The following is a 20823-nucleotide window of genomic DNA, read 5'->3' as shown; positions in this document are numbered from 1 at the left end:
AACATGACGATCAATCCGCAGAAAGCCGAGCTTTTACAGAAAAACCTGGTGCGCCAGCTGTTCGATAGCCCGAATCTGCAGGCCTACGCCATTCTGGACGGCGCCGCCAATCCGGCGCTGCTCGATCATCTGTACGGCGAGCGCCCCGAATTCGCCTGCCTGTATCGCGGCGAACTGGCGCCGGACATCGCCGAATGCGCGCCGTATCTGGCCCGGCTGGAGCCGGGCACGGCGTTCACCGAGTGGGTGACGGGGCAGGGCTGGGGCAGGCACTGGGGCGTATTCGCAGTCGCCGGCTGCGACCTTCGCACTTTGCACCGGCATCTGCGTAAGCTGAACATGGTCTACGACAGGGAACTCCATAAATCCCTGCTATTCCGCTACTACGATCCGCGCGTGCTGAGCGCTTTTTTGCCGACCTGCAGTGCCGAGCAGAGTGCTGAGTTTTTCGGGCCTGTGAAAACCTGGTTTGCCGAAACAGACGAGGGCAAGAACCTGGCCAGTTTTTTTCGGGACAGACAAAATTTACTTATGGATACGTTAACCTGAACAACTCGGATCATTATGTTCGTCATAACCAAATCACAAAAGCAGCAATTGTCCGACCAGTTTATCGATCGACAGACTGATCGCTATGTTCGAGATGCCGTCGCAGCATGGCTGGCTTTCAAACCGCAGTGGGAAAGTGAATTTCAGGCAGGACATGTTCTGGAATTGGAGCAAATCTACAATATTGCCAATTGGCTGTTTGACTGGGGGCAGTCAAATGGATTTACCCGACAGGCAGCTTATATTGCATTGACCGTCCTGGTTCTCAAAGCAATACATTTAGGTGGCGATGATCGATATGTAAACAGAATGTTGGCAACCATTAAAAGCTATGGCGATGAAGAAGAGGAAATAGAGGCCGCTTTGATTTGGCTTGACTATGCCGTGGGATCAAGAATCGGCCTGCCGGCAAAAAATTAATAATCTAGAAGAATCCTTAGCTTGAGCGGGTGAATTAGCTGAATATAAATAAATGGCTCCAACGGGTCCAAAAACTAAAATCCGGTATTTCTCTGAACCACTGTCTTTTAGCGATTACAAAAAACCAGTTAATGGATGTGGTCATGTGTATGGTAGGTATTAAAAAGGTGTCAAGGTGGATCATGCTTTTATCATATAAACCGGCACCGGCTTGCAGGATGAAACCGAAAATAAAAATACAGCAGGAATTAATTTATGGCTAGATCAAGACGATCAAGACGAAGGCTTCCACAGCCGCTGACGGAAGAAGAGCGGCAGAACCTTCAACCGGTGGCCGTCGAGTGGCAAGAGAGGCTGAGCACTATGACTCCGGCAGAACAGGCAGAAGTTCTGTTAACTGCAAACCGGATTCGTCCAGGCATGATTTCTGATGGCGTTTACCAGCCATGCCCGGACGAAAGGGGACCGAGCAAATTAAACTGTGTTAGTCCCACCGTTAAAATGGGCGTCAGCGAGGCGGCGAAGCAAAAAATTTTGGACGACGCTCAAGCGGAGACTGGCAAAACCATGCGAGCCGATATTGATAAGCTTTTAGGCTGGGAGGAAAATTATGGCGGCGCTTATGTGCCTTGGGCTCCGGCATTCGAGCAAAGAAGGGTTAACCTCGGCACTCGTTCCATTAATGTTCTGCAGCCTTCCACAGCACGCGATAGAGGATCACTCAGTGGTTGGAGGGTTGGTGAATCTTTAAATCGTTCCGGTGTTACGGTGGCTGCGGGGGTCGATCTGGGGCAAAAATCAGAGAGAGAAATTAATGAATTGGTGGATGGGGGTGTTTCAGGCGCCGGGCTATTGGATGCCGAACAAGCTCAGGCGCTTAAGGACAAATTAAAGCCGTACGCGGGCAAAACCCGCGCAGAAGCTTGCCAGTACCTGCGCATGCACCAGCTGACCTTGAGCCAAAACGAAGTGGATACCTTGAATTACAGTTCGATAAAATCGAAATTGAAAGAGGCGGCGAGGCAATATGATAGGCGGCGCGACTTAGTAAATGGCGTTGCATTCAGCGAACTTGATAGCGTTGAGCAAACAACCGTTTTTTCGAAAGTTTATCATACAGGCCAGATTCAAGAGGAACTGGCTAAGGCAATTTCAATCCGTGACCAGAATGAAATCTTTACTCGACTAAGAGAGAGGGATAGAGAATATCCTTATTTAAGAGCCCATTTCAATGCTGGAAATCTTTTAACAGAGGATACCTTGCTACAGGGAAATAATCCATGAATCCAGGCAAATTTCTTTTTACGTTATTTATTATTTTGTTTCATCTCACCATTCAATCTGCCGAAGCCGGAGAATCTGAAAACATGCTTGAGCCCAAAATTGCCGGTCGTTGGAAAGTGGCCGAAGTCTACATTGTAAAACGCGACAACAAGCTGACGCCCTATGACATCACGAACTTGTACTGGAATGATGTTGGGGTTGCTCTTTTACCTATTGGGCTAGAGATCAGCTTCTTCCCGGACCGGGACCCGATCACGGGAGAGGCGCTTTCCATTATGGAAATGCATACCATGGGCGACAAGACCTTGTGCAAACATCAGACTTTCGGGTACAGCCATACCCCTGGGGCTTGCGATCAATTTCCTGAAACCATCAGAAAAGAATTTACTCTGTGGTTTCAGCGCGACCCGAGTTATCTTGAAGAATTCAAGATCGTAGGCGCCAACAAGGATGACATCCTTTACGAAGTGCGCATAGGTAATGACTGGTTCGCCCAGTTCTTCGTATCGCATGATAATCAAACGATGTGGTCCAACCTGACTCTTGAAGAACTTAAAGATGGCAAACGCATGCCTGGAACAGATGCATATGCTGGCTACCAGCGCTGGGTTAGGTTGAAATAGCTGTAGCCAAATACTTTCATTACTCGGCTAAAGTTATATCGGACTTTGACAGCTCCCGTATCGGCATTGCCGAGTACATTTAAGCAGTCCTGAATAAATTGATTTCGTCCATGATTTGATAAGCTCGCCTTTAACAAACTCAACCATTTACCGTTTATCCCGAGTTTAAGGAGTCTCCATGCCCCCCGCCGCCCGAATTTCCGATATGCACACCTGCCCGATGGTCACCGGCACCGTTCCGCATGTCGGCGGCCCCATAGCCGCCGGTTGCCCGACAGTCATGATCGGCTATCTGCCGGCTGCCCGTGTCGGCGATACCTGCGTCTGCGTGGGACCGCCCGACACGATCGCCCAGGGCTCGGCCACCGTCATGATCGGCAATATGCCCGCCGCGCGGATGGGCGATATGACCGCGCATGGCGGCGTGATCGTAGGCGGGAGCCCTACGGTGATCATCGGGGGATAAGCAGAGGTGGTGTTCCTGAGGCGAAATCAATTATGCGCCGCATCATCGCTTAGGCTTGTTGCACTTAAAGGATTGCGCCTTACCACTCTGGCACGTGATCATCTTACCTTTTCTCGCCAAACCAAACGCAGGTTTAGCGCATGATTGTTATCACTCCCAGTCAGATGCAGCAATTCAATACGGATGTAAGGACCCGGTTTGCCGCCAGATTAACCGGGCAATTAAGGCCCGACTATCCGGAATTGTTCCATATCCTGCCCCAAGGCTTAGCTCAGCGAATGGTGGCTGGCAAGATTGATTATGCTGAAGAACGCTACGAAATTCATTATCAAAATGCGCTGACAACCTACCTGCATTACTGCTGCGCCATTGGTCCATCCTTCGATTTGCAGCCTGAAATTCAGGCGGTGCTGGATGATTTGTCATTGTACCCGGACGATATTCCTGATCTGCTGCCTGACCTGATTAGCGACGCAGCATGGGCAGATGCGGCTCGGGAAGCAAATCGGCGCGACTGGTTTACCTCGGACCCTACGCGGTTGTCCGACGAAGTGGCCGCACGCACCTGCTGGGCCATGGCGGCATTAGCCGCGCAACAATCCAGGACCCAGGCCCCTCCTGATGAAATGGCATTGAATACCTTTATTGGGCAGTCCATGCAGATGGCGCGCCGGCATCGGATCGTTGATGCGACGGGCATGACGGCATTTGCTGTATGCCAGAGTTTGTTGGGAAAAGACTTTTATCTAAAGCATGCCAAGCCTTGGCTGGCCCCTGTTTTCAATGATCCCGCCATTCTGCCAACACTGCGCGGCGCCACGCTGGCAGGTTGCGTCGAGCTGGAATGGGGGATCGAACTTTGAATAATCAAGCAATCATGGAAGGACTATCATGGCAAGTGACAACCCGGCAGTAAATTTTGTCGAATATATGAAAGGAGTCGGCGATTCAGCCGTCAATATTGCTGAAGAAAGCGCTTATGGAGTCTATGACTTCGGGCAGGTGGCTGTAGGCGGCGCTAAAATTGCCGCTAAGGAAGGCTTATCAGCCATAGGCGCAAATGAAGCCGCCGCCAAGATAATGGTCGAGGATATCGAGCCCTTGAGCGCTCTTGGTAAGGCGGCTGCCCAAGGTGGTTATGAAGGCTTGGGCGATGCGGTTAAAAGCATGCCTGGCAATATGGCCCATGCGGTGGCTGACGCTGTCCGGAAGGGCGACATGCGGGCCTTGGGCGGTTCGGTGACGGATGCCGTGTTGATGGCTGAGGGTGCTCGAGCGGGCGTAGCGGGGGCGGCTAAAAGTGCGGGTAAAGCCGGCGCAGCTTTGAAGCCTGCTGTCAATGCCGCGACTGAAGCAGCAACAGAGGCCGCTGGCAAAGCCAAAGCTGCCCTTGGCAAGGCCAAAACATCGGGTAACCCGGAGATCGCCAATAAGGCGACGGCTGCGTGTGAGAAGAAAAACGATGTAAAGTTGCGTATTGATAAAGGCGCCGCTCCAGATGAACATCTACGCTTTAGAGGCAAAATTAAATATCGTACTGCGGAAGATGCTAATGCTGAACTGATTGATAGGGGGCGTGCGACAAGAGAAACACCGCCGTTCAAGGAAGACACTACTGTCGCAGAAAGAGATATGGTGCCGGGTGAAAGATTCAACATGTCGATGGACGATATTCAGCTGGGTAAATTAGTAAATCCTACTAGCACAGAAGGTGTGGGCGGCTGGGGCACAACCGATACGTTTAGCAGCCAAGCTGAAGCGCTTAGTAAGATGGCGATCGATCAGAAGTGGAAGCCGAATGGGATACCCAAAACAGTTGAATTTGAAGTTGTTAAACCTTTTAGAACGCTTGATGGGATTGCAGGTCCACAAGGTTCACTTTCTGGCGGCGCTCAGCAATATTTCTTGGATCTTCCAAGAAATACAGCCAAAGAATTTGTTCGTATTGTCAATATTACAACACTACCATAGGCCATAATAATGATTGAATCTTTCGTAATTTGTTCTGCAAACGGTTATATGAGGCCACCCAACGTATTTCCACCAGAGGTGCCAATAATGGATTTTTTAAAGCCGGAATATCAGCCGACTCATTATGCTTGGGTGGCTGATGGCGTGGCATATACGAGAAAATGTGATGCAATTGAGACTTGTTCTATTGAAGTTGCACCAAATATGAAATATTTGATAGTTACGCAAAATTCGAGCAAATATGGAGCAAATAATTTGCTGGTTCTAAACCAGGATGGTACCGACGAGCGCAGACTTGTCAATCCCTATCTGTCCTCTTCCGAGTATAAGCCTGGTGATAAATGTGAGTTTCTAGGCGTACAGAACGTGGGTAATAAAGTTCTTGCGAAAATAGCCGTCACTCGAACTTTACCAGATAGTTCTTATAAATCCGAACCAACATACGTTACTTTTTACGATTGCGACACTTGGGCGTCGTCGCCTCTTGAGTTTATTGATTCTCGTAATTTATAGGAGGGTGCGATAAATGAAGTGTGCCTTATCGCTAGGTGATGATGTACATAGTTCTGTTGCGACTAAAAATCGGCATTGCTGGCAGGCAGGGTCACAAATTCCATGAACAGTGGAGAACGTTCCCTGCTGCAGATCCAATAAGACCTGTAATAGAAGCTCAAAGCAAAGCTTATTATGAATCAATCAGGAATTTGACAAATGGCAATTAAGACAGGCGAATATTTGAACACAAAAGATATCTATATTGATTATCCATATGAAGAAGTTATGTTCAGACGCACCTGCTCCAACGGACTGATATATAGAAAATTTTATGGGGAAAACGAAAATCCTGTGCCAATAAATTATGATAATAAATTGTATAATGAAGCGTTATTGTCAGGTCATGAAATTACTCAAGAGGAATATAGCAAAGGAAAAATAAGAAAGTGAGTAATTTGGATACAGCCATTTCAATATCATCTCGAGCTCATGCTGGGCAGATAGATAAAGCAGGACAGCCTTACATCCTACATCCTCTACGGGTAATGTTCAAATTTCAAAGCGAGCACGAAAGAATTGTTGCTGTTTTACACGATGTTATCGAAGATAGTGAGATTTCGCTTGATGATTTAAAGAAGTTAGGTTTCTCGACGACAATTATTGAGGCTATCGACTGTTTGACAAAGAGGGGCGGGGAAACTTATGAAGAATTTATTTCACGCGTATCTCTTAATGATTTGGCTAAAAAAATAAAAATTGAAGACATTAAAGATAATATGGATTTGACCAGAATTGACTCAGTTAATGATATCGATCTGGCAAGAATAAAAAAATATCACCAGGCGCTAAAGTTTCTAAGTAAATCTTGAATGTATGCCTCGTAGTGATTAGAGGTCATAACTTTGTTGTTTATGCTCAATCATAAATATATCCTTGCTATATCCTTATTACTAACTGCTAATCTTGTCCAGGCAGAGGCCACTGCTCCATCATTCAACTGTAAAAAGGCAACAACAGCGGTTGAAAAAACAATTTGCGCCAACGATACGCTGGCTCGGCTAGATCGCAAGCTGGGCGAAATATGGAAAAGTTTTATCGACGCGTCTAATGATGATGCCTTTAAATCCCGTTTACGCCAGGATCAGGCCCTATGGGTCAAATTGCGCGATAAATGTCAAAACGATGTCGATTGTATTTCAAACGCTTACCAACAACGTCTCGCCGTATTCGGTGCAGATAAAAAGCTATCTGTGCTTGCCGGCCAATATGAAAAAAAGGATATTGGCATAATGACCGTTTACCCGACAGAAGATAAAAATTATCTAATAACTATCCAGACCGCTGACCCAGAGCAAGGCGCTTGGACTTGTGAGATTACGGGCACCGCGACTGAAAACGGCAATCAATTACTAATAACTGTCGGCAGTGATCATTTTACAGCGCGATTAACAGATGCAGATGCCATCACTATCGATCCGAATACGGAAGCATTTAAAGCAGCTGAAAATAATTGTGGCCTAAATGGCGGTTTTTTCTATACCTATCACAAAATTGAATGACAAGTAGCTGGTTTTGTTGACATTTCACCGCAGCCAAACAGCATGGGTGGAGAATTTCGCAGGGTTTATTGAAAAGATGCTTTATCATAATTCATTTCCGTTGTTCATCAATCTCTGCACGCACAATCATGCCAATCAAAAACAGACAAATGCCGGTTTCCGGCATGGCCGAGGATAGCCTTGAACAGCAGGCGCTTTCCCAGGCAAATGCGGGTAAATATAAAAAAGCGATTGAGCTGTACACGCATTTATTGCAGAGCGCCGACAACAGCGAGTGGCGTCGGCAATTGGCTTATTGTTACCTGCAAAGCGCCTTGGCGTTTGCTGCAAAGGGGCTGTACAAGAAAGCGCTGGCGTCGTGGGAAAACTATAGCCAATATGCCCAGCCGCCTTACGAGAAATATGATCACTACATTACCTGGCTGATTAAAACCAAAGACTCAGCCAGGGTTCAGTCATGCCTGGCGCAGTTATCCGCCCGGCAACTGGATAAAGACTATCCCGAACTGGCCGCCTTGCTGGGCTTGTTAATTATTGCCGATCATCCTGAATTTCAGCAGGTCTTGCCGCAAGACTCCGACTTTATCGCGCATTCAGCGAGCGTGCAGACGGCTTTGCAGGCCTATCAGGAAAACAACCTGAGCGGCATGGATGAAGCGCTGAAACAGCTGCCTTATCGTTCGGCATTCCGGGATTTCCGCACATTGCTAAAAGCGGCGGTTGCAGTATCCGTCACGCCTGCGGAAGCGCAGGCATCGCTGGCCAAAATCCCGCTTCACTCTCCCTATGCGCAAGCCGCCGGTCTGCTGCTGACTTGTACCCGAAAAGGCTCGGCGCTGGCCCGGGAGATGGCAAGGCTTAATCCTCAGCAACGTGAGCTTGTCGGGGAAATAGCAGGACTGAAGCAAGAGCAGTTCGAGCTTATCGGGCAGTTAAGCAAGCAAAAAAATGACTGGCCCGACCAGATGAAATTTGATCTGGCTCTTCACTACCGATCGCTCTGCGGTTCGGAACTGGCGCAGCGCTTCTGTCTTGCCATGCTGGTCCGGCATTCATCCGGCCAACAGGACTTCAACAGCGCCTTCGGCCCGATCGGTGAATTCGAACAAAACCGGCTAATGGCGCTGGCCTGCGAGCGTGAAGACAACAGTTACGATGCCGAATATCATTGGCGGCAATGCATGGAAGTCCTGGCAAGGGAAGGCTCCGGCAATGCCTTGAAAATAGCGTTGATTTTGCGCCATATTGCGGAAAATCAGCCAGATGCCGAGGAAAAAATCCAGTTGCTGATTGAAAGCCTGGAGCATGATCCTGACGATCAAGGCAGCTATCTGCAGATCCTGGGCTACTACGGTCAGTTCCCGGACACAGCCGGCACCTTTAAACAATGGCTGGGCAAAGCCCTCGCCCGGTTCCCGCGGGACCTTGACGTGCTGACTCTGGCGCTTCAGGCAGCCATGCGCGATAAGGCCCCTGAAGAAGCCGGTCAATATGCGCAGAAAATACTAGCCATTGATCCGCTTAATACGGTTGCCAAACAAGCGCTGTTTTCAAGCCATTTGGCGCATGCGCGCAAGCTGCTGCAAAGCAGGGCATATCCGTCGGTTGAAAATGAAATTCAGCAAGCGGAAAGCCTGAAATTGGGTAAAAGTTATATCTTTCAGGCTCAGCTCATGCGGGGGCTTTTGGTTTTTGCGAGCCAGGATAAAAGACAGGGCTTGCAACATATAACCGAGGCTTTGAGTCAGCTCAATACGGACCCGGTCAATATGCATTTTCAGGCCGCCATGGAAGCGCTTTTAACGGGCCTGCCTGTTGCGACGCTTCTGCGGGAGTTGCCGCCTGCAAAAGATCATGTGCTGTCGGCGCAGGAACTGGCCCGATTGGTCGAGCGGCTAAAGCGGTACGATCAGGAATCCGGCACTCAGGAGCAACTGCACAAGGCGCTGGAGAAAATCAAGGCCGCCCTGAAAAAATCGCTGCAGCAGCAGGATTATGCTGAAAACCTGCTGCTGGCGTTATGCGAGACGCTGGGCGGCATCAAGCACTTCGAACTGTTGCGCCATTGCTCGAAACGGGCGCAGTCCAGCTGGCAAAAGCCTGTCTGGATCTATTACGGGATTTATTCCGAGACCGACGGTGACCCCGAGCGCTGCTCCTTTATTGACCGATTGCGCCTGGAGGACAATCGCGAAAAAGCCAGGCTGGAGAAGGATCATCGCGCCGCAATGCTGATCGGCCATTACCTGGACGGCTATCGCCAAGCGCATCCGGTGAAAGCGATGCGCTTTCTCGACAATCTGTTTTCTTCGGCTGAACAGAATAATCCGGAAGATCCGTTTGATAAGCTTTTCGGCCATTTGTCTTACGAGACATTCCACAAGCTCAATAAAAAGCTGGCATCCTTATCCAAGAAAACATCGCCGGAACGGCTTGTTCAAGAGCTGAATAGCGCGAATGGCGACAAAGTTCTGCAAGCTATCATGATAAATCCTGATCTATTCACGGCGCTGATGGTAGTGAAAGCGGCAGATGCTTTAGGCATCGCCATCAATGTCAGCGTAGAGGATGTTCTGGCGTGCTTCAATGTAAGCAAAAAATCCGGCTTTTCTCTTTTTAATCTCGGTAAATTATTATGAAGACTCCTTACGAGCTGTTGGCCGTTGAGCCCGAAGCAACCGATGCTGCAATCAAGCAGGCTTATTTAGAGAAAGTTAAGGACAATCCGCCTGATCGCGATCAGGAACGGTTCCAGCTGATACATAACGCTTATCTGTCGATAAAGGACCACAAAAGCCGGCTGAGCCATACCTTGTTCAGTGTCCCGACCGCTGACTTCGATGAATTGCTCGATCAAGCCCTGCACGTAACGCAAGCCCCGCAGGTTAGGCCGGAACACTTTAAACAACTGTTGCGCGCGGGTCTTGATGAGACAAATCGCCTTGACGCCAAACTTCATGCCGGAAAATCATGACCACCGACGTACAGAAAAACGAATTACTCGAAGACTTCCGCAATTATCTGGAGCAGAGTCGGCTTGAACCGTTCACCACACAGGAGCAACCCGACCTGCACACCTTGCTGAGCGAAATGGCGGGCTTGAAAGCGGAAGTCAAGGCCGAATCCAGGCAGTTTAAAAGTGCGCTGGATACGCTCAGCTCGGCGCTGGCCACTGTGCAGGAGGATAATAAAGCCCTGGCGGCGGAACTTGCCGTGCATGCCGAACGAATGGAGCAACAACAGCGTCAAATCATGCGCACCGTGCTGCTGGATATTGTTGAAATCTATGATCGGCTGGCCGCAGGGCTGGAAGCCTTGCAAAACTACAGGCCGGTCTCGTCGCTGTTCAAACATTCCAGAGACCAGGACGTACGGTTCATCAAGCACTTTAAGGAAGGGCAGGCGATGACGGTCAGGCGTTTCGAGCAGCTTCTGCAACAGTATCAGGTTCGGCCGATAGATTGTGTTGGTCAGTTATTCGATCCTGTTACCATGAGTGCGCTTGAAACAGGCTATGACCCAAAGCTCGAAAACGGCATCGTGCTGGAGGAACTGCGGAAAGGTTTTCTGCTCCAGGATCAGGTTCTGCGGCTGGCGGAAGTTAAAGTCAATAAAAATCAACGCTAGGGAACACTTATGAAAGACATCATCATTGGCATCGATTTAGGCACTACCAATTCGGAAGTCGCGGTTGTCGAGCAGGGGAAGGTCAGGGTTATCGCCGGCGACGGCAAAACAATCCTGCCTTCGTTTGTCGGCATCGATGACCACGGCAACATTCTGGTCGGTGAAACGGCGAAGAACCAATATCTGGTTTACCCGGAACGCACTGTCAAATCCATCAAGCGCCTGATGGGGCAAGACATCCAGGTGCCACTGGCGGGCCAGCCCTATGCGCCGCAGGAAATTTCCGCGATCATTCTGAAACGCCTGAAAGCCATTGCCGAAAAGCACCTCGGGCAACCGGTCGGCAAGGCCGTTATCACCGTGCCGGCTTATTTTTCCGATGCCCAGCGGCAAGCCACGCGCGAGGCCGGCGAAATTGCCGGGCTGGAAGTCGTGCGCATGATTAACGAGCCCACTGCGGCGGCGCTGGCTTACGGCGCCAGCCAGTCCGAAGCCAAGCGCATGCTGGTGTATGACCTGGGCGGCGGCACGTTTGATGTGTCCGTGGTCAACATTCAGTCCGGCGTCGTCGAAGTGCTGTCCAGCCATGGCGACAATCACCTGGGCGGCGATGACTTTGATCAGAAAATCATAGAACATCTGCTTAAGCATCTGCAGAAAACCAGCCATGTGGATGCCCGCGACCACAGCAAAGCCATGGCGCGCATCGCCCGGGCTGCGGAAAATGCAAAAATCCTGCTTTCCGATCAGCCATATGCACAGATTGAGGAAGAGTATCTGCTGGAACATGAGGGATCGCCGGTCCATTTGTCGGTTGAGTTGTCTCGGATGGAATACGAGGCTATGATCGAGGACTATATCAATTCTACCCTGGATGCCGTGCACATCGCTCTGAAAGGGGCAAAACTGACCGCATCGGATATCGATGAAGTCATTCTGGTCGGAGGCTCCACCCGTACCCCTTGTGTACGGGAGCGCCTGTTCAGTGAGTTCGGTTTCGAACCCCACGGCGAAGTCGACCCTGATTTATGTGTGGCCATGGGCGCAGCCATTCAGGCGGCCATGATCAGCGGCGAGCAAGTGGATACGGTGCTGGTCGACGTGACTCCGTACACCTACGGCACCAGCGCCATAGGCACGTTGAACGGCGAGTTTTACCCTTTCATGTTCGTGCCGGTCATTCATAAGAACAGCGTGTTGCCGAACCGCAAAACCGAGGCCTTCATGACCAATTATGATGGTCAGGAATTCGTTGAAGTCGCCATTTATCAAGGCGAATATCCCGATGCCTTAAATAATACCCTCATAGGCGAGTTTCGGGTTGAAGGCCTGCAAAATGTGGCAGCCGGCAACGTGATAACGCTGACGCTGGCTCTGGACCTCAACGGCATTTTGCACGTTTCGGCACAGGAAAAAGCTACCGGTCTGGAAAAATCAATCGTCATTAAAAATGCCCTGTCGCGTTTTGAAAGCACAACGCTCGATACCGCCAAGCAGCGCATCACGTCGTTATTCGGGCAATTGGAACACAATCCTGATGAGTTGGGCGAACCGGCACCTTTCGAAGAGCCGGCCGCGCCGGAAATCGAAGCCGCGCGTAGCGTGATGGCAAAAGCCGAAAGCTTGTTTGAGCGTGTCTCCGAGACGGACAAAGAAGACATGGTCGATTTGATCGGCACCATAACGGCGTGCATCAAAGCCAAGGATATCGAAGGCCTGAAAGAGCCGGTCGATCAATTGAACGACATTATCTACTATCTGGAATCCTAATGGAACGCTGCCCATGCTGCAATGCCCGCCTGGGCGGCGCGGCGCAATGTCCCCGGTGTCAGGCTGATTTAGACAACATGATAGCGGCCGAGCAATCCGCCCGGTTCTGGCTGTCCAAAGCGATACGGTACTGGCAGGATAATGAAGCCGGGCAAAGCGCCAGCGCTCTGACGCTTTCGCTGCGCTTTAAAAAAAACGGGCTGGCGCTTGTCTTCCGTGATTTCTTGATTCGCCAGCAATGCCGGGAAATTTTGGCGTTGCTGGCGCAAAAACAGCTGCTGTCTGCGAAACAACGGCTCTACAGTGTGCGCAATTTGTTTCCCCACAGTCAATTGTTGCAGCAATTGAACGCGTTCACTGATCATTTATTGGTACAGAATCAATAAAAATACTTTTGTGGAGGCGCCTCCGACGCTGGAGGCGTATGCATTCCTACAAGGTCTCGTATACTATTTCTTCCGGCAACGGAACTTGATGTCCTTTGCCATACATGCACTGGATATAGCCGATGTCATAACCTTGCTGGCCTTCCTCTTTAGAGTCGGGTTCTTTTTGCGGCGCCGTGATCAGTTCGTTGGCGTACTGCCTGCACGCCACATCATCAGCATGGAATTGGTTAAAGTCTTTGTCGTCGCCTGGCAGCACCAATACGCTGGGGCCTGTCGGCATTGTCGAGCATGAATTGAGTATAAAGATGAACATTAAGGATTTTAAAGTCCGCAACATTTTTTAATCCCTCCGTTAAGGAACGATCTTTTTCCAGGGAATGGGCACTTCCTTACTTGAGAAGCGTATATTTTGAGCATGGGATTAATTAAATTAGATCCATCGTATTAGGCATGTGTTTGCACATTGATCTTAATATCAGCGCCGCCTTAGGCCGCCAAAGCCCCCGCCGCTGAATCCTCTGCTGCGGCCGCTGCCTCTGTTGGGGCTTCCCCAACCGTAATTTCTGGGGCCATATTGATAGTATCGATAAGGCTTGTGGCCATAATAATAAGGACGATAGCCATAAGGGCGATACCCATAATAACCATACGAGCGGTAAGGGTAATAGCTATAAGACCCTAAGCCCAAGCCAAAACCGTAATAAGGGCCATCTCCGCCGTAAAATCCTACCTGCCCATAAGGTTGAGCATAGAAAGCGCAGCTTTGAATCATAAAGGCAAGCCCAATTATGGCCAACGAAGATATAACTCGCTTTTTCATAATTGCCTCTCTTTGCAGGCAAGTATTTACTGAATTAAAATGAGGTTCGGGTGTTCTTGCTGCGCTGCCGCCTGCGTCCATAGAGAGCTCATTCAGAGTTCTTTGTTACATTCTTCCGGTATTCTTCCGGTATGGAATCATATACATCGGTAAAGTGAATCACGCCTTCTGCATCGGTATAGCGGTAGATCACTCTATTGCCTGGTGTCTGGTCAACAAGAGTTTCCAGGCTTGGATTGACATTTAATCCAAGCTTGGCCTTGATATCACCGAAAAGCTTCAGCGCCTGATCCTTTTTGAGAGCGATTTTCTTTTGATCGCTCGCGGCGGAAATTCCCTTCTCGATATCATTTAGCGCGACCGGAGTAATCGGGCGCTCCGAAACCCACCCATTTGAAGGTTTTATGCCCAGGTTGCTCAACAGTTCTTCGGCATTTGTTCCGCTAGAAATGGGACCAAGCTTTAACGCTTCAGCAAGTTGAACAGCGAAAGTACTTTCAGCAACGCGCGCCTGCTCTGCCGATGGCCAGCTGGTGCCATCCTGGTTGGCTGAGGGGGTTGGAGGCGGCTCGACAAGCTCTTCGCCTTGTCCGTAAGAGACTGTCAAAGGCAGGCACAAGGCAACGAGAAGAACGCTTAGGCCACGAATGAAGTGCCATTTAAAGCCATGTGCGAACATGATTGACACACCTTTCCGGAAATAAAATTTTCGACTATGCGATCGGATGGTTGTTCAATGGCTTTCAGTCGAGAATCCGTACAGTTGGCGCATAATCTATCTCGGATCGGAATTTCTTACCGGCATTTTTCAGAAGTTCGCAACACACTCTCAAAAAGTCACTATTTAATTTAACTCGACATCAAATTGAACCTTTAGTGTTTTCAAGGGATCAACTATTGAGTATTTGAACTGACAAAAACTCCAATTAAGTGATTCTTAACTCGAAATTTATCTTTTATGAGGAGGCATTTATGAAAATAAGCAGCAATATAGCGATACTAATAGCCGGTTCTTTAGCCGCAACTACACCTTTATTTGCGAAGGATGTGCCTGATGATGGAATCAGTTCATCGAGCGCATCGGGTACAAACGGCACATCGGGTACAGATGGCGCATCGGGTACAAATGGTACATCAGGCACAAGCGGCCTATCAGGTACAAATGGCACATCAGGTACAAGCGGTACATCAGGTACAAGCGGCCTGTCAGGTACGAATGGCACGTCAGGTACAAACGGCGCATCAGGCGACATCGATCCCAGGAAAAAAGTTGTAGCCGGTTTCAGTGATAAATTATTGGTCATACCTTGTGTTGATGTGAGAAATTCTCCATTCGATGGACGTTACAACGTATTGATGAGCTTGGCCGGCGACGGCAGCGGCTTTGACTGGAAGCTTAAACGCGCTGAACGCACAACGGATCCGATCTGTGAAAATCCGTTTGATGATGATATCGATACCGACGATGTGCTGGCCGCCATCGGCATGCCGAGCGTTTCGGTGTTCAAAGGCGAGGATGGAACTGGCAAAACATTGGAAGTCACGATAGATTATGACCTGCGCAAGAAAGTGAGCAAGAAAGTGAGGGTTAGTTTTGACGATAGCCTGTTGGTGATTCCTTGCGTCGACGTACAACAGACAATCTTCGCCGGACATTACAATGTCGTGATGGAAAAAAATCCGAATAATGTCGAGGAGTGGAAAGTCAGGGAGGCTAAACCTACTACAACTTGCGATGGAACATCGGCCGGAGAAAGTAATCTGGAAATTACTCTTGATTATGTTTTACAAAGCATCAATATGGCAAAATAATTTTATAAATCTGTAAAGATCGCGTCATCCGTACCTATCCTTGAGATTGCAAATGCGGATGACGCATTTTCTCGCGTTCGAGAGCATTGTAAACAGCACGGATAGAGGTCGCTGTCGAATCGCCCAACAATCGCCGGATTTGTTCACTATGGGCAAAAGCAAACGCAAAAAACAATTCAATTTCCGGAAAGAATTGCCGGTGAATATCTGCCGCTTCAGTTTTATCGACGGCGCGTCGATCGAAATAATTGGCAACGTTCATGAATTTTATCGGGTGCAGTTTATTGACACAGCAAACGATGAAGTCGTGCATCAGGGCGTAATACAGAATAACCAATGGATTCGCACAGCGCGAAGCTATTTTACGAAATGGAAAATCAATATTTTCAGAAAATCCGATAATGCCCAGGTATTCAGTCATGTTTATGATTGTAAAGAGCAGAGAGTCTATATTGCCTTGGAATCTAAAGCACTGGGCGATACGCTGGCATGGCTGCATTCAGTAGAGGAATTCAAGGAAAAACATGCGTGCCAAATGGTCTGTTCGACCTTTATGAACGATTTGTTTGCGGAGAAATATCCTGAAATTGAATTCGTTGAACCCGGCGTAGTCGTGAGTGACTTGTATGCCATGTATCGTCTCGGATGGTTTTATGATGCCTATGGGAATATCGATTACAACAAGAATGTCAGAAATTTTCGTGAACAACCTTTGGGCGAAACGGCTTCCGACATTCTCGGCCTGGATTATTCAGGCAACCGGCCTCGCATCAAGGAGGTGGATTTGCCTCGGCCCATGGCTCAGGACTATGTCTGCATTGCCGTTCATTCCACAGCCCAGGCCAAGTACTGGAATAACAGGACGGGATGGGAGAAAACCGTCCGGGTTCTGAATGATAGCGGCTATCAGGTCGTGCTTTTGTCGAAAGAGGGGCATGAGCACATGAACAATAAAGCGCCGGATGGAATTATTTATATTCCGGAAGGTCCTCTCGAACAGATTATCAATTATCTGAGGCATGCAAAGCTGTTTATAGGAATCGGCAGCGGGCTAAGCTGGCTGTCCTGGGCTGTCGGATGTCCGACTTGTCTGATTAGCGGATTTTCATATCCTTATTCCGAAATGAAAGACTGCATCAGGATTTCCCCGGATGAGCCGGTATGCAGCGGATGTTTCAACAGGTATAGACTCGATCCCGGCGACTGGAACTGGTGCCCGGACCATAAAAATACGGTCAGAGCATTCGAATGTACAAAAAGCATAACTGCGGAACAGGTTATATCGGCTCTTCAAAAAGCCGGGCATGCGCTCAGGCCAAACGGGTATAATACCGTTTGAGGAAGAGTCTGAACCGATCTGGTTTGTAGAGATTATTCATCCCCTGTTCATCGGATGAGGTTAAGGTTTAGTTATTTTTTAAGCTTCATGGATAATCAGGATGAAAAAAATATTGCTGCTGTTTGGTTTTCTCATTTTTGCCGGCACGGCCAATGCAGCCATGAGATGCGGGAAGTGGGTCATCGAGAGAGGTGATCATGAGACAGAGGTTCTGCAAAAATGCGGCGAACCCGAATACATGGATGAGCGGATAGGCTATAGGGGGGAGCGTTTACGACACCCGGGCGGTTCGCTTGAAATTGAAGGCTTTCAGCAGGTTATCATCCATGAATGGATATACAATTTCGGGCCGAGACGGCTCAAGCAACGCCTGTTGTTTGAAGACGGCATACTGAAAGAGATAAATGACCTTGAGCGTGGCTATTGAAAATAAATGATCCAGCCCGCTATAAACTTTCCAAAAATACTAATCTCCATTTCATGCGGCCTGTATTTATCGGCGTGCGCCGAGTTTAAGGAAGCGGGCAGAACCATAGGGCATACTACGCGCGATGTGACCCGAGAGATCGGCCATGGCACGCGTGATGCGGCCAAATCGATCGGCAGAGGCACTAAAAGAGTGGTCAAATCAGTGACCGCAGAGGGGGAATAAATTCCTTGCAGACATTCATCAGGCTGGATGTAAACTGTCGATAGGTTTAATATCTTCGATTTAGTTAAAACATTTTCGGATTAAACTGATAAATGCCGCTATTGAATGATAGAAATGCAAGGATGGCAAAACTGATGGCTTATGGCTTAGCTATGTTGCTGAGTTTTTTTAGTAGCCAAATTTGTGCCGAGCCCCATGATTATCAGATTGAATTGATAGTTTTTGCTCAGAATATGCCTAATACCGAAGTATTTGAGCAAACAGAGAGCCAAATTGAATGGCCGGCCGATCTGACTGAATTGTCAGCTTATAAAAAAGCCGATACGTTATCGCTCGCCGATGCTTATGCGGCCTTATCGAAAGATCCGGTTTATACGCCTGTTATGCATGCCGCCTGGCTTCAGACCGTCGCGGAAGGTGCATCGGGCAGTCCTGTCCATATCCAGAGCGCTGAAGGGGTCTTGAACGGCTTTGTTCACATCCAGCGCGGCCAGACGCTGCAGTTGATTGTCGACCTGGAATACACGCCCGCCCAGATTAACAATGAAGCGCTTGTTTACCGCTTGAATGAAAACAGACGCATTAAACTGAACGAGGTTCATTATCTGGATCATCCCAAATTCGGCGTTGTCGCCAAAGTAAGTCAGCTATAGATGATGCCGGCCACAAGTGAAGCATTTCTGCAGCAGGCCGTCCGGCATGCGGTTGATACCCGCACACCCTTGAAGATTGTCGGCGGCAACAGCAAGGCTTTTCTCGGCAGGGAAGCGGCTGGGTTGCTGTTAAGTACCCTGCAGCATCAAGGCATCGTCAATTATCATCCTTCCGAGCTGATCATTACCGCCCGCGCCGGCACACCCTTGTCGGAGATAGAACAAACCCTGGCAGAACAAGGCCAAATGCTGGCGTTTGAACCGCCGCATTTCTCGGATCAGGCAACCTTGGGAGGGACACTCGCTTGCGGACTGTCCGGGCCGAGGCGTCCTTTTACCGGAGCGGCACGGGATTTCGTCCTGGGTTGCAAGCTCATCAACGGCAAGGCGGAAATTGTATCGTTCGGCGGCGAGGTCATGAAAAATGTGGCCGGTTACGATGTATCGCGCCTGATGGTCGGCGCCATGGGCACGCTGGGCGTGTTGTTGGAAGTTTCCCTGAAAGTGCTGCCGTTGCCTGCGCTTGAACAGACGATCTGCTTCGAACTGGATATTGTCGCTGCGATCAGTAAGATGACGGAACTGGCTTCGCAATCGCTGCCGGTTTCCGGCTTAAGTTACTATGACGGCATTTTATATGTCAGGTTATCCGGCGGCGAAAAAGCCGTCAAAGCGTCCGCCGGTAAACTGGGCGGCAATAAGGCTATGACTGATCATTCGTTTTGGCCGCGTTTAAATGAGCAGCGCCTTGATTTCTTTCAAGGCGACATGAACTTATGGCGCATCGTCGTGCCTCCCGCCGCCGCAGAACTGGAGCTGGCCGGCGCCTGGCTTTATGACTGGGGCGGCGGTCAGCGCTGGTTGAAATCAGAAGAGCCGGCGCAACGCGTTTTTTCGGCTGCTGAAAACGCGCAGGGGCACGCGGTTTTATTCCGAAGCAAGGACCGTACCGGCGATGTCTTTCAGCCGTTAAGCGGCAAGCTGCAAGAGCTCAACCGAAACATAAAGCAGGCGTTCGATCCCTCAGGCATCTTCAATCCGAACAGAATGTACAGGGATTGGTAAATGCAGACTAATCTGGCCGAATTCGTCAAGAAAAAGCCCGAGCACGATGAGCTGGAGGGGATCTTGCGCGCCTGCGTGCACTGCGGTTTTTGTAATGCAACCTGTCCGACTTATCAATTATTAGGCGATGAGCTCGACGGCCCGCGCGGGCGGATTTATCTGTTAAAGCAGATGCTGGAAGGCGAGCCTGTCACGCGCATAACGCAACAGCATCTGGATCGCTGCCTGAGTTGCCGGTCCTGCGAGACGACCTGTCCTTCAGGCGTTCGCTATGGACGCTTGCTTGATCTGGGGCGGGTTATGCTGGATGAGCGGGTAGGGCGCGCAGCCGGGCAGAAAATACTGCGGGGATTGATCAAGGCGGTCTTGCCTTATCGGAACCGTTTCAACGCCTTGCTGCATGGCGTTCGGCTGATCAGGCCGGTTTTACCGCAAACATTAAAAAATAAAATTCCAGACAGAACAAAAGTCCCTGATTGGTCTGAAGCGGTTCATGCCCGGAAAATGCTGATCATGCCGGGCTGTGTGCAGCAAGCGCTGGCGCCGTCAATTGATGCGGCAACAGCCAGGGTTCTGGATAAGCTGGGTATTTCATTGATTCAAGTGAAGGCAGCCGGTTGCTGCGGAGCTCTGGATTACCATTTGTCCGATCATGAAAAAGCGCTGACTTTTGCGCGCAATAACATCGATGCTTGTTGGCCTTATATTGAGCAGGGTGTTGAAGCCATTGTCATGACGGCGAGCGGTTGCGGCGTGATGGTGAAAGATTACGGCGAGCTATTAAGACATGACCATGATTACGCCGAAAAAGCAATGCGATTTTCGTCGCTGGTCAAGGATGTCAGCGTCGTGTTAATGTCGGAAGACTTGTCCCAATTTAAGGGCGATGGCAGAAAGGTCGCCTTTCAATCGCCTTGCACGCTACAACACGGGCAAAAAATAACCGGAACTGTAGAGGCGATACTCGAGAAAGTCGGTTATCGGCTGGCGGCCGTCGCCGATGCGCATCTTTGCTGTGGTTCTGCGGGTGTTTACTCCTTGCTGGAGCCGGCTTTATCCCGGCAATTATTGCACAATAAACTGCAGGCGCTTCAGGCGAATGAGCCTGATCTCATTGTGACGGCCAACATAGGCTGCCTGAACCATCTGCAATCGGCCGGCTCCGGAAAGGTGTTGCATTGGATTGAATTGTTGCTTTGCTAAATAGTCTTAAAAGGTAATTGAATCCGGAGCGATGATTGGTCATGGTACGAGTTTCTTGTTTAAACGCTATTCAGGGTATAATGTCTGCTTTTCGTTAAGCTCTTGTTAATGTTCAAGGGTTTTTTT

Annotated in this window: 26 protein-coding genes; 23 read left to right on the top strand and 3 right to left on the bottom strand. The window is 49.5% G+C overall.

What is annotated here, in order from left to right; translation table 11 throughout:
* Window positions 1–3: 3 nt before the first annotated feature.
* From IT781_RS10595 to IT781_RS10520, 16 genes are all read left to right on the top strand, one after another.
* Window positions 4–549, top strand: a complete 546-nt coding sequence (locus IT781_RS10595) for a DUF4123 domain-containing protein (protein ID WP_194970123.1) — start codon at window positions 4–6, stop codon at window positions 547–549.
* A gap of 48 nt (window positions 550–597) precedes the next feature.
* The gene (locus IT781_RS10590; RefSeq protein WP_194970122.1) at window positions 598–969 is read left to right on the top strand and encodes a hypothetical protein; all 372 of its coding nucleotides are present in this window, start codon (window positions 598–600) and stop codon (window positions 967–969) included.
* 255 nt (window positions 970–1224) lie between these two features.
* On the top strand, window positions 1225–2253 hold the full coding sequence (locus IT781_RS10585) for a pesticin C-terminus-like muramidase (protein WP_194970121.1): 1029 nt from the start codon (window positions 1225–1227) through the stop codon (window positions 2251–2253).
* On the top strand, window positions 2250–2876 hold the full coding sequence (locus tag IT781_RS10580; RefSeq protein ID WP_194970120.1) for a hypothetical protein: 627 nt from the start codon (window positions 2250–2252) through the stop codon (window positions 2874–2876). The genes IT781_RS10585 and IT781_RS10580 overlap by 4 nt, the downstream gene beginning before the upstream one ends.
* Window positions 2877–3054: 178 nt before the next feature.
* Window positions 3055–3342: a PAAR domain-containing protein gene (locus IT781_RS10575; RefSeq protein ID WP_194970119.1), complete on the top strand. Its 288-nt coding sequence runs from the start codon at window positions 3055–3057 to the stop codon at window positions 3340–3342.
* 140 nt (window positions 3343–3482) lie between these two features.
* Window positions 3483–4205 carry a hypothetical protein gene (locus IT781_RS10570; protein WP_194970118.1) on the top strand — a complete coding sequence of 241 codons (723 nt, stop codon included), beginning with the start codon at window positions 3483–3485 and terminating at the stop codon, window positions 4203–4205.
* Between the two features lie 28 nt (window positions 4206–4233).
* The gene (locus IT781_RS10565; RefSeq protein ID WP_194970117.1) at window positions 4234–5313 is read left to right on the top strand and encodes a hypothetical protein; all 1080 of its coding nucleotides are present in this window, start codon (window positions 4234–4236) and stop codon (window positions 5311–5313) included.
* A gap of 87 nt (window positions 5314–5400) precedes the next feature.
* Window positions 5401–5826 (top strand): hypothetical protein, encoded by a 426-nt coding sequence (locus IT781_RS10560; RefSeq protein ID WP_194970116.1) that lies wholly within the window; start codon window positions 5401–5403, stop codon window positions 5824–5826.
* Window positions 5827–6024: 198 nt separating this feature from the next.
* Window positions 6025–6258 (top strand): hypothetical protein, encoded by a 234-nt coding sequence (locus tag IT781_RS10555; protein ID WP_194970115.1) that lies wholly within the window; start codon window positions 6025–6027, stop codon window positions 6256–6258.
* Complete coding sequence (locus tag IT781_RS10550; RefSeq protein WP_194970114.1) at window positions 6255–6677, top strand: GTP pyrophosphokinase; 423 nt, start codon at window positions 6255–6257, stop codon at window positions 6675–6677. Before IT781_RS10555 ends, IT781_RS10550 begins: the two co-directional genes overlap by 4 nt.
* Before the next feature lie 42 nt (window positions 6678–6719).
* A complete protein-coding gene (locus IT781_RS10545; RefSeq protein ID WP_194970113.1) occupies window positions 6720–7367 on the top strand; it encodes a lysozyme inhibitor LprI family protein in 648 nt (215 codons plus the stop codon).
* Window positions 7368–7495: 128 nt separating this feature from the next.
* Window positions 7496–10006, top strand: coding sequence for a hypothetical protein (locus IT781_RS10540; protein WP_194970112.1), 2511 nt, complete (start codon window positions 7496–7498; stop codon window positions 10004–10006).
* Window positions 10003–10341 (top strand): J domain-containing protein, encoded by a 339-nt coding sequence (locus IT781_RS10535; protein ID WP_194970111.1) that lies wholly within the window; start codon window positions 10003–10005, stop codon window positions 10339–10341. Before IT781_RS10540 ends, IT781_RS10535 begins: the two co-directional genes overlap by 4 nt.
* Window positions 10338–10994 carry a nucleotide exchange factor GrpE gene (locus IT781_RS10530; protein WP_194970110.1) on the top strand — a complete coding sequence of 219 codons (657 nt, stop codon included), beginning with the start codon at window positions 10338–10340 and terminating at the stop codon, window positions 10992–10994. The genes IT781_RS10535 and IT781_RS10530 overlap by 4 nt, the downstream gene beginning before the upstream one ends.
* Window positions 10995–11003: 9 nt before the next feature.
* On the top strand, window positions 11004–12764 hold the full coding sequence (locus tag IT781_RS10525; protein WP_194970109.1) for an Hsp70 family protein: 1761 nt from the start codon (window positions 11004–11006) through the stop codon (window positions 12762–12764).
* On the top strand, window positions 12764–13150 hold the full coding sequence (locus IT781_RS10520) for a hypothetical protein (protein ID WP_194970108.1): 387 nt from the start codon (window positions 12764–12766) through the stop codon (window positions 13148–13150). The genes IT781_RS10525 and IT781_RS10520 overlap by 1 nt, the downstream gene beginning before the upstream one ends.
* 46 nt (window positions 13151–13196) lie before the next feature.
* Here IT781_RS10520 and IT781_RS10515 read toward each other — a convergent pair whose 3' ends face one another.
* The 3 genes from IT781_RS10515 to IT781_RS10505 form a co-directional block, all read right to left on the bottom strand.
* Window positions 13197–13433, bottom strand: a complete 237-nt coding sequence (locus tag IT781_RS10515; protein WP_194970107.1) for a hypothetical protein — start codon at window positions 13431–13433, stop codon at window positions 13197–13199.
* 195 nt (window positions 13434–13628) lie between these two features.
* Window positions 13629–14054, bottom strand: coding sequence for a hypothetical protein (locus IT781_RS10510; protein WP_194970106.1), 426 nt, complete (start codon window positions 14052–14054; stop codon window positions 13629–13631).
* 7 nt (window positions 14055–14061) lie between these two features.
* Entirely contained in the window at window positions 14062–14652 is a 591-nt protein-coding gene (locus tag IT781_RS10505) for a hypothetical protein (RefSeq protein WP_194970105.1), read from the bottom strand.
* 293 nt (window positions 14653–14945) lie between these two features.
* Between IT781_RS10505 and IT781_RS10500 the strand changes: the two genes are divergently transcribed.
* The 7 genes from IT781_RS10500 (at window position 14946) to glcF (ending at window position 20697) form a co-directional block, all read left to right on the top strand.
* A complete protein-coding gene (locus IT781_RS10500) occupies window positions 14946–15785 on the top strand; it encodes a hypothetical protein (RefSeq protein ID WP_194970104.1) in 840 nt (279 codons plus the stop codon).
* Window positions 15786–15843: 58 nt separating this feature from the next.
* Window positions 15844–17124 (top strand): autotransporter strand-loop-strand O-heptosyltransferase, encoded by a 1281-nt coding sequence (locus IT781_RS10495; RefSeq protein ID WP_194970103.1) that lies wholly within the window; start codon window positions 15844–15846, stop codon window positions 17122–17124.
* Between the two features lie 100 nt (window positions 17125–17224).
* Window positions 17225–17551 carry a DUF2845 domain-containing protein gene (locus IT781_RS10490; protein ID WP_194970102.1) on the top strand — a complete coding sequence of 109 codons (327 nt, stop codon included), beginning with the start codon at window positions 17225–17227 and terminating at the stop codon, window positions 17549–17551.
* Between the two features lie 6 nt (window positions 17552–17557).
* Window positions 17558–17776, top strand: coding sequence for a hypothetical protein (locus IT781_RS10485; RefSeq protein ID WP_194970101.1), 219 nt, complete (start codon window positions 17558–17560; stop codon window positions 17774–17776).
* A gap of 233 nt (window positions 17777–18009) precedes the next feature.
* The gene (locus IT781_RS10480; protein WP_228779069.1) at window positions 18010–18429 is read left to right on the top strand and encodes a CsiV family protein; all 420 of its coding nucleotides are present in this window, start codon (window positions 18010–18012) and stop codon (window positions 18427–18429) included.
* Window positions 18430–19494: a glycolate oxidase subunit GlcE gene (gene glcE / locus IT781_RS10475; protein WP_228779068.1), complete on the top strand. Its 1065-nt coding sequence runs from the start codon at window positions 18430–18432 to the stop codon at window positions 19492–19494.
* Complete coding sequence (glcF, locus tag IT781_RS10470; RefSeq protein WP_194970100.1) at window positions 19495–20697, top strand: glycolate oxidase subunit GlcF; 1203 nt, start codon at window positions 19495–19497, stop codon at window positions 20695–20697.
* Window positions 20698–20823: the final 126 nt, after the last annotated feature.

Source organism: Methylobacter sp. BlB1 (assembly GCF_015476545.1).
In the GTDB taxonomy this organism is placed as follows: Bacteria; Pseudomonadota; Gammaproteobacteria; order Methylococcales; family Methylomonadaceae; genus Methylobacter.
The sequence above is the reverse complement of the archived record's forward strand: the minus strand, read 5'-3'. Positions and strand labels throughout refer to the sequence as shown.

Coding starts and splice junctions, on each gene's coding strand:
- IT781_RS10540 (WP_194970112.1), top strand. CDS start 7,496: ATGCCAATCAAAAACAGACAAATGCCGGTTTCCGGCATGGCCGAGGAT.
- IT781_RS10530 (WP_194970110.1), top strand. CDS start 10,338: ATGACCACCGACGTACAGAAAAACGAATTACTCGAAGACTTCCGCAAT.
- IT781_RS10570 (WP_194970118.1), top strand. CDS start 3,483: ATGATTGTTATCACTCCCAGTCAGATGCAGCAATTCAATACGGATGTA.
- IT781_RS10575 (WP_194970119.1), top strand. CDS start 3,055: ATGCCCCCCGCCGCCCGAATTTCCGATATGCACACCTGCCCGATGGTC.
- IT781_RS10565 (WP_194970117.1), top strand. CDS start 4,234: ATGGCAAGTGACAACCCGGCAGTAAATTTTGTCGAATATATGAAAGGA.
- IT781_RS10495 (WP_194970103.1), top strand. CDS start 15,844: ATGACGCATTTTCTCGCGTTCGAGAGCATTGTAAACAGCACGGATAGA.
- IT781_RS10505 (WP_194970105.1), bottom strand. CDS start 14,652: ATGTTCGCACATGGCTTTAAATGGCACTTCATTCGTGGCCTAAGCGTT.
- IT781_RS10595 (WP_194970123.1), top strand. CDS start 4: ATGACGATCAATCCGCAGAAAGCCGAGCTTTTACAGAAAAACCTGGTG.
- IT781_RS10525 (WP_194970109.1), top strand. CDS start 11,004: ATGAAAGACATCATCATTGGCATCGATTTAGGCACTACCAATTCGGAA.
- IT781_RS10480 (WP_228779069.1), top strand. CDS start 18,010: ATGCCTAATACCGAAGTATTTGAGCAAACAGAGAGCCAAATTGAATGG.
- IT781_RS10545 (WP_194970113.1), top strand. CDS start 6,720: ATGCTCAATCATAAATATATCCTTGCTATATCCTTATTACTAACTGCT.
- IT781_RS10585 (WP_194970121.1), top strand. CDS start 1,225: ATGGCTAGATCAAGACGATCAAGACGAAGGCTTCCACAGCCGCTGACG.
- IT781_RS10485 (WP_194970101.1), top strand. CDS start 17,558: ATGATCCAGCCCGCTATAAACTTTCCAAAAATACTAATCTCCATTTCA.
- IT781_RS10535 (WP_194970111.1), top strand. CDS start 10,003: ATGAAGACTCCTTACGAGCTGTTGGCCGTTGAGCCCGAAGCAACCGAT.
- IT781_RS10510 (WP_194970106.1), bottom strand. CDS start 14,054: ATGGACGCAGGCGGCAGCGCAGCAAGAACACCCGAACCTCATTTTAAT.
- IT781_RS10500 (WP_194970104.1), top strand. CDS start 14,946: ATGAAAATAAGCAGCAATATAGCGATACTAATAGCCGGTTCTTTAGCC.
- glcE (WP_228779068.1), top strand. CDS start 18,430: ATGATGCCGGCCACAAGTGAAGCATTTCTGCAGCAGGCCGTCCGGCAT.
- glcF (WP_194970100.1), top strand. CDS start 19,495: ATGCAGACTAATCTGGCCGAATTCGTCAAGAAAAAGCCCGAGCACGAT.
- IT781_RS10520 (WP_194970108.1), top strand. CDS start 12,764: ATGGAACGCTGCCCATGCTGCAATGCCCGCCTGGGCGGCGCGGCGCAA.
- IT781_RS10580 (WP_194970120.1), top strand. CDS start 2,250: ATGAATCCAGGCAAATTTCTTTTTACGTTATTTATTATTTTGTTTCAT.
- IT781_RS10490 (WP_194970102.1), top strand. CDS start 17,225: ATGAAAAAAATATTGCTGCTGTTTGGTTTTCTCATTTTTGCCGGCACG.
- IT781_RS10560 (WP_194970116.1), top strand. CDS start 5,401: ATGGATTTTTTAAAGCCGGAATATCAGCCGACTCATTATGCTTGGGTG.
- IT781_RS10555 (WP_194970115.1), top strand. CDS start 6,025: ATGGCAATTAAGACAGGCGAATATTTGAACACAAAAGATATCTATATT.
- IT781_RS10515 (WP_194970107.1), bottom strand. CDS start 13,433: ATGCCGACAGGCCCCAGCGTATTGGTGCTGCCAGGCGACGACAAAGAC.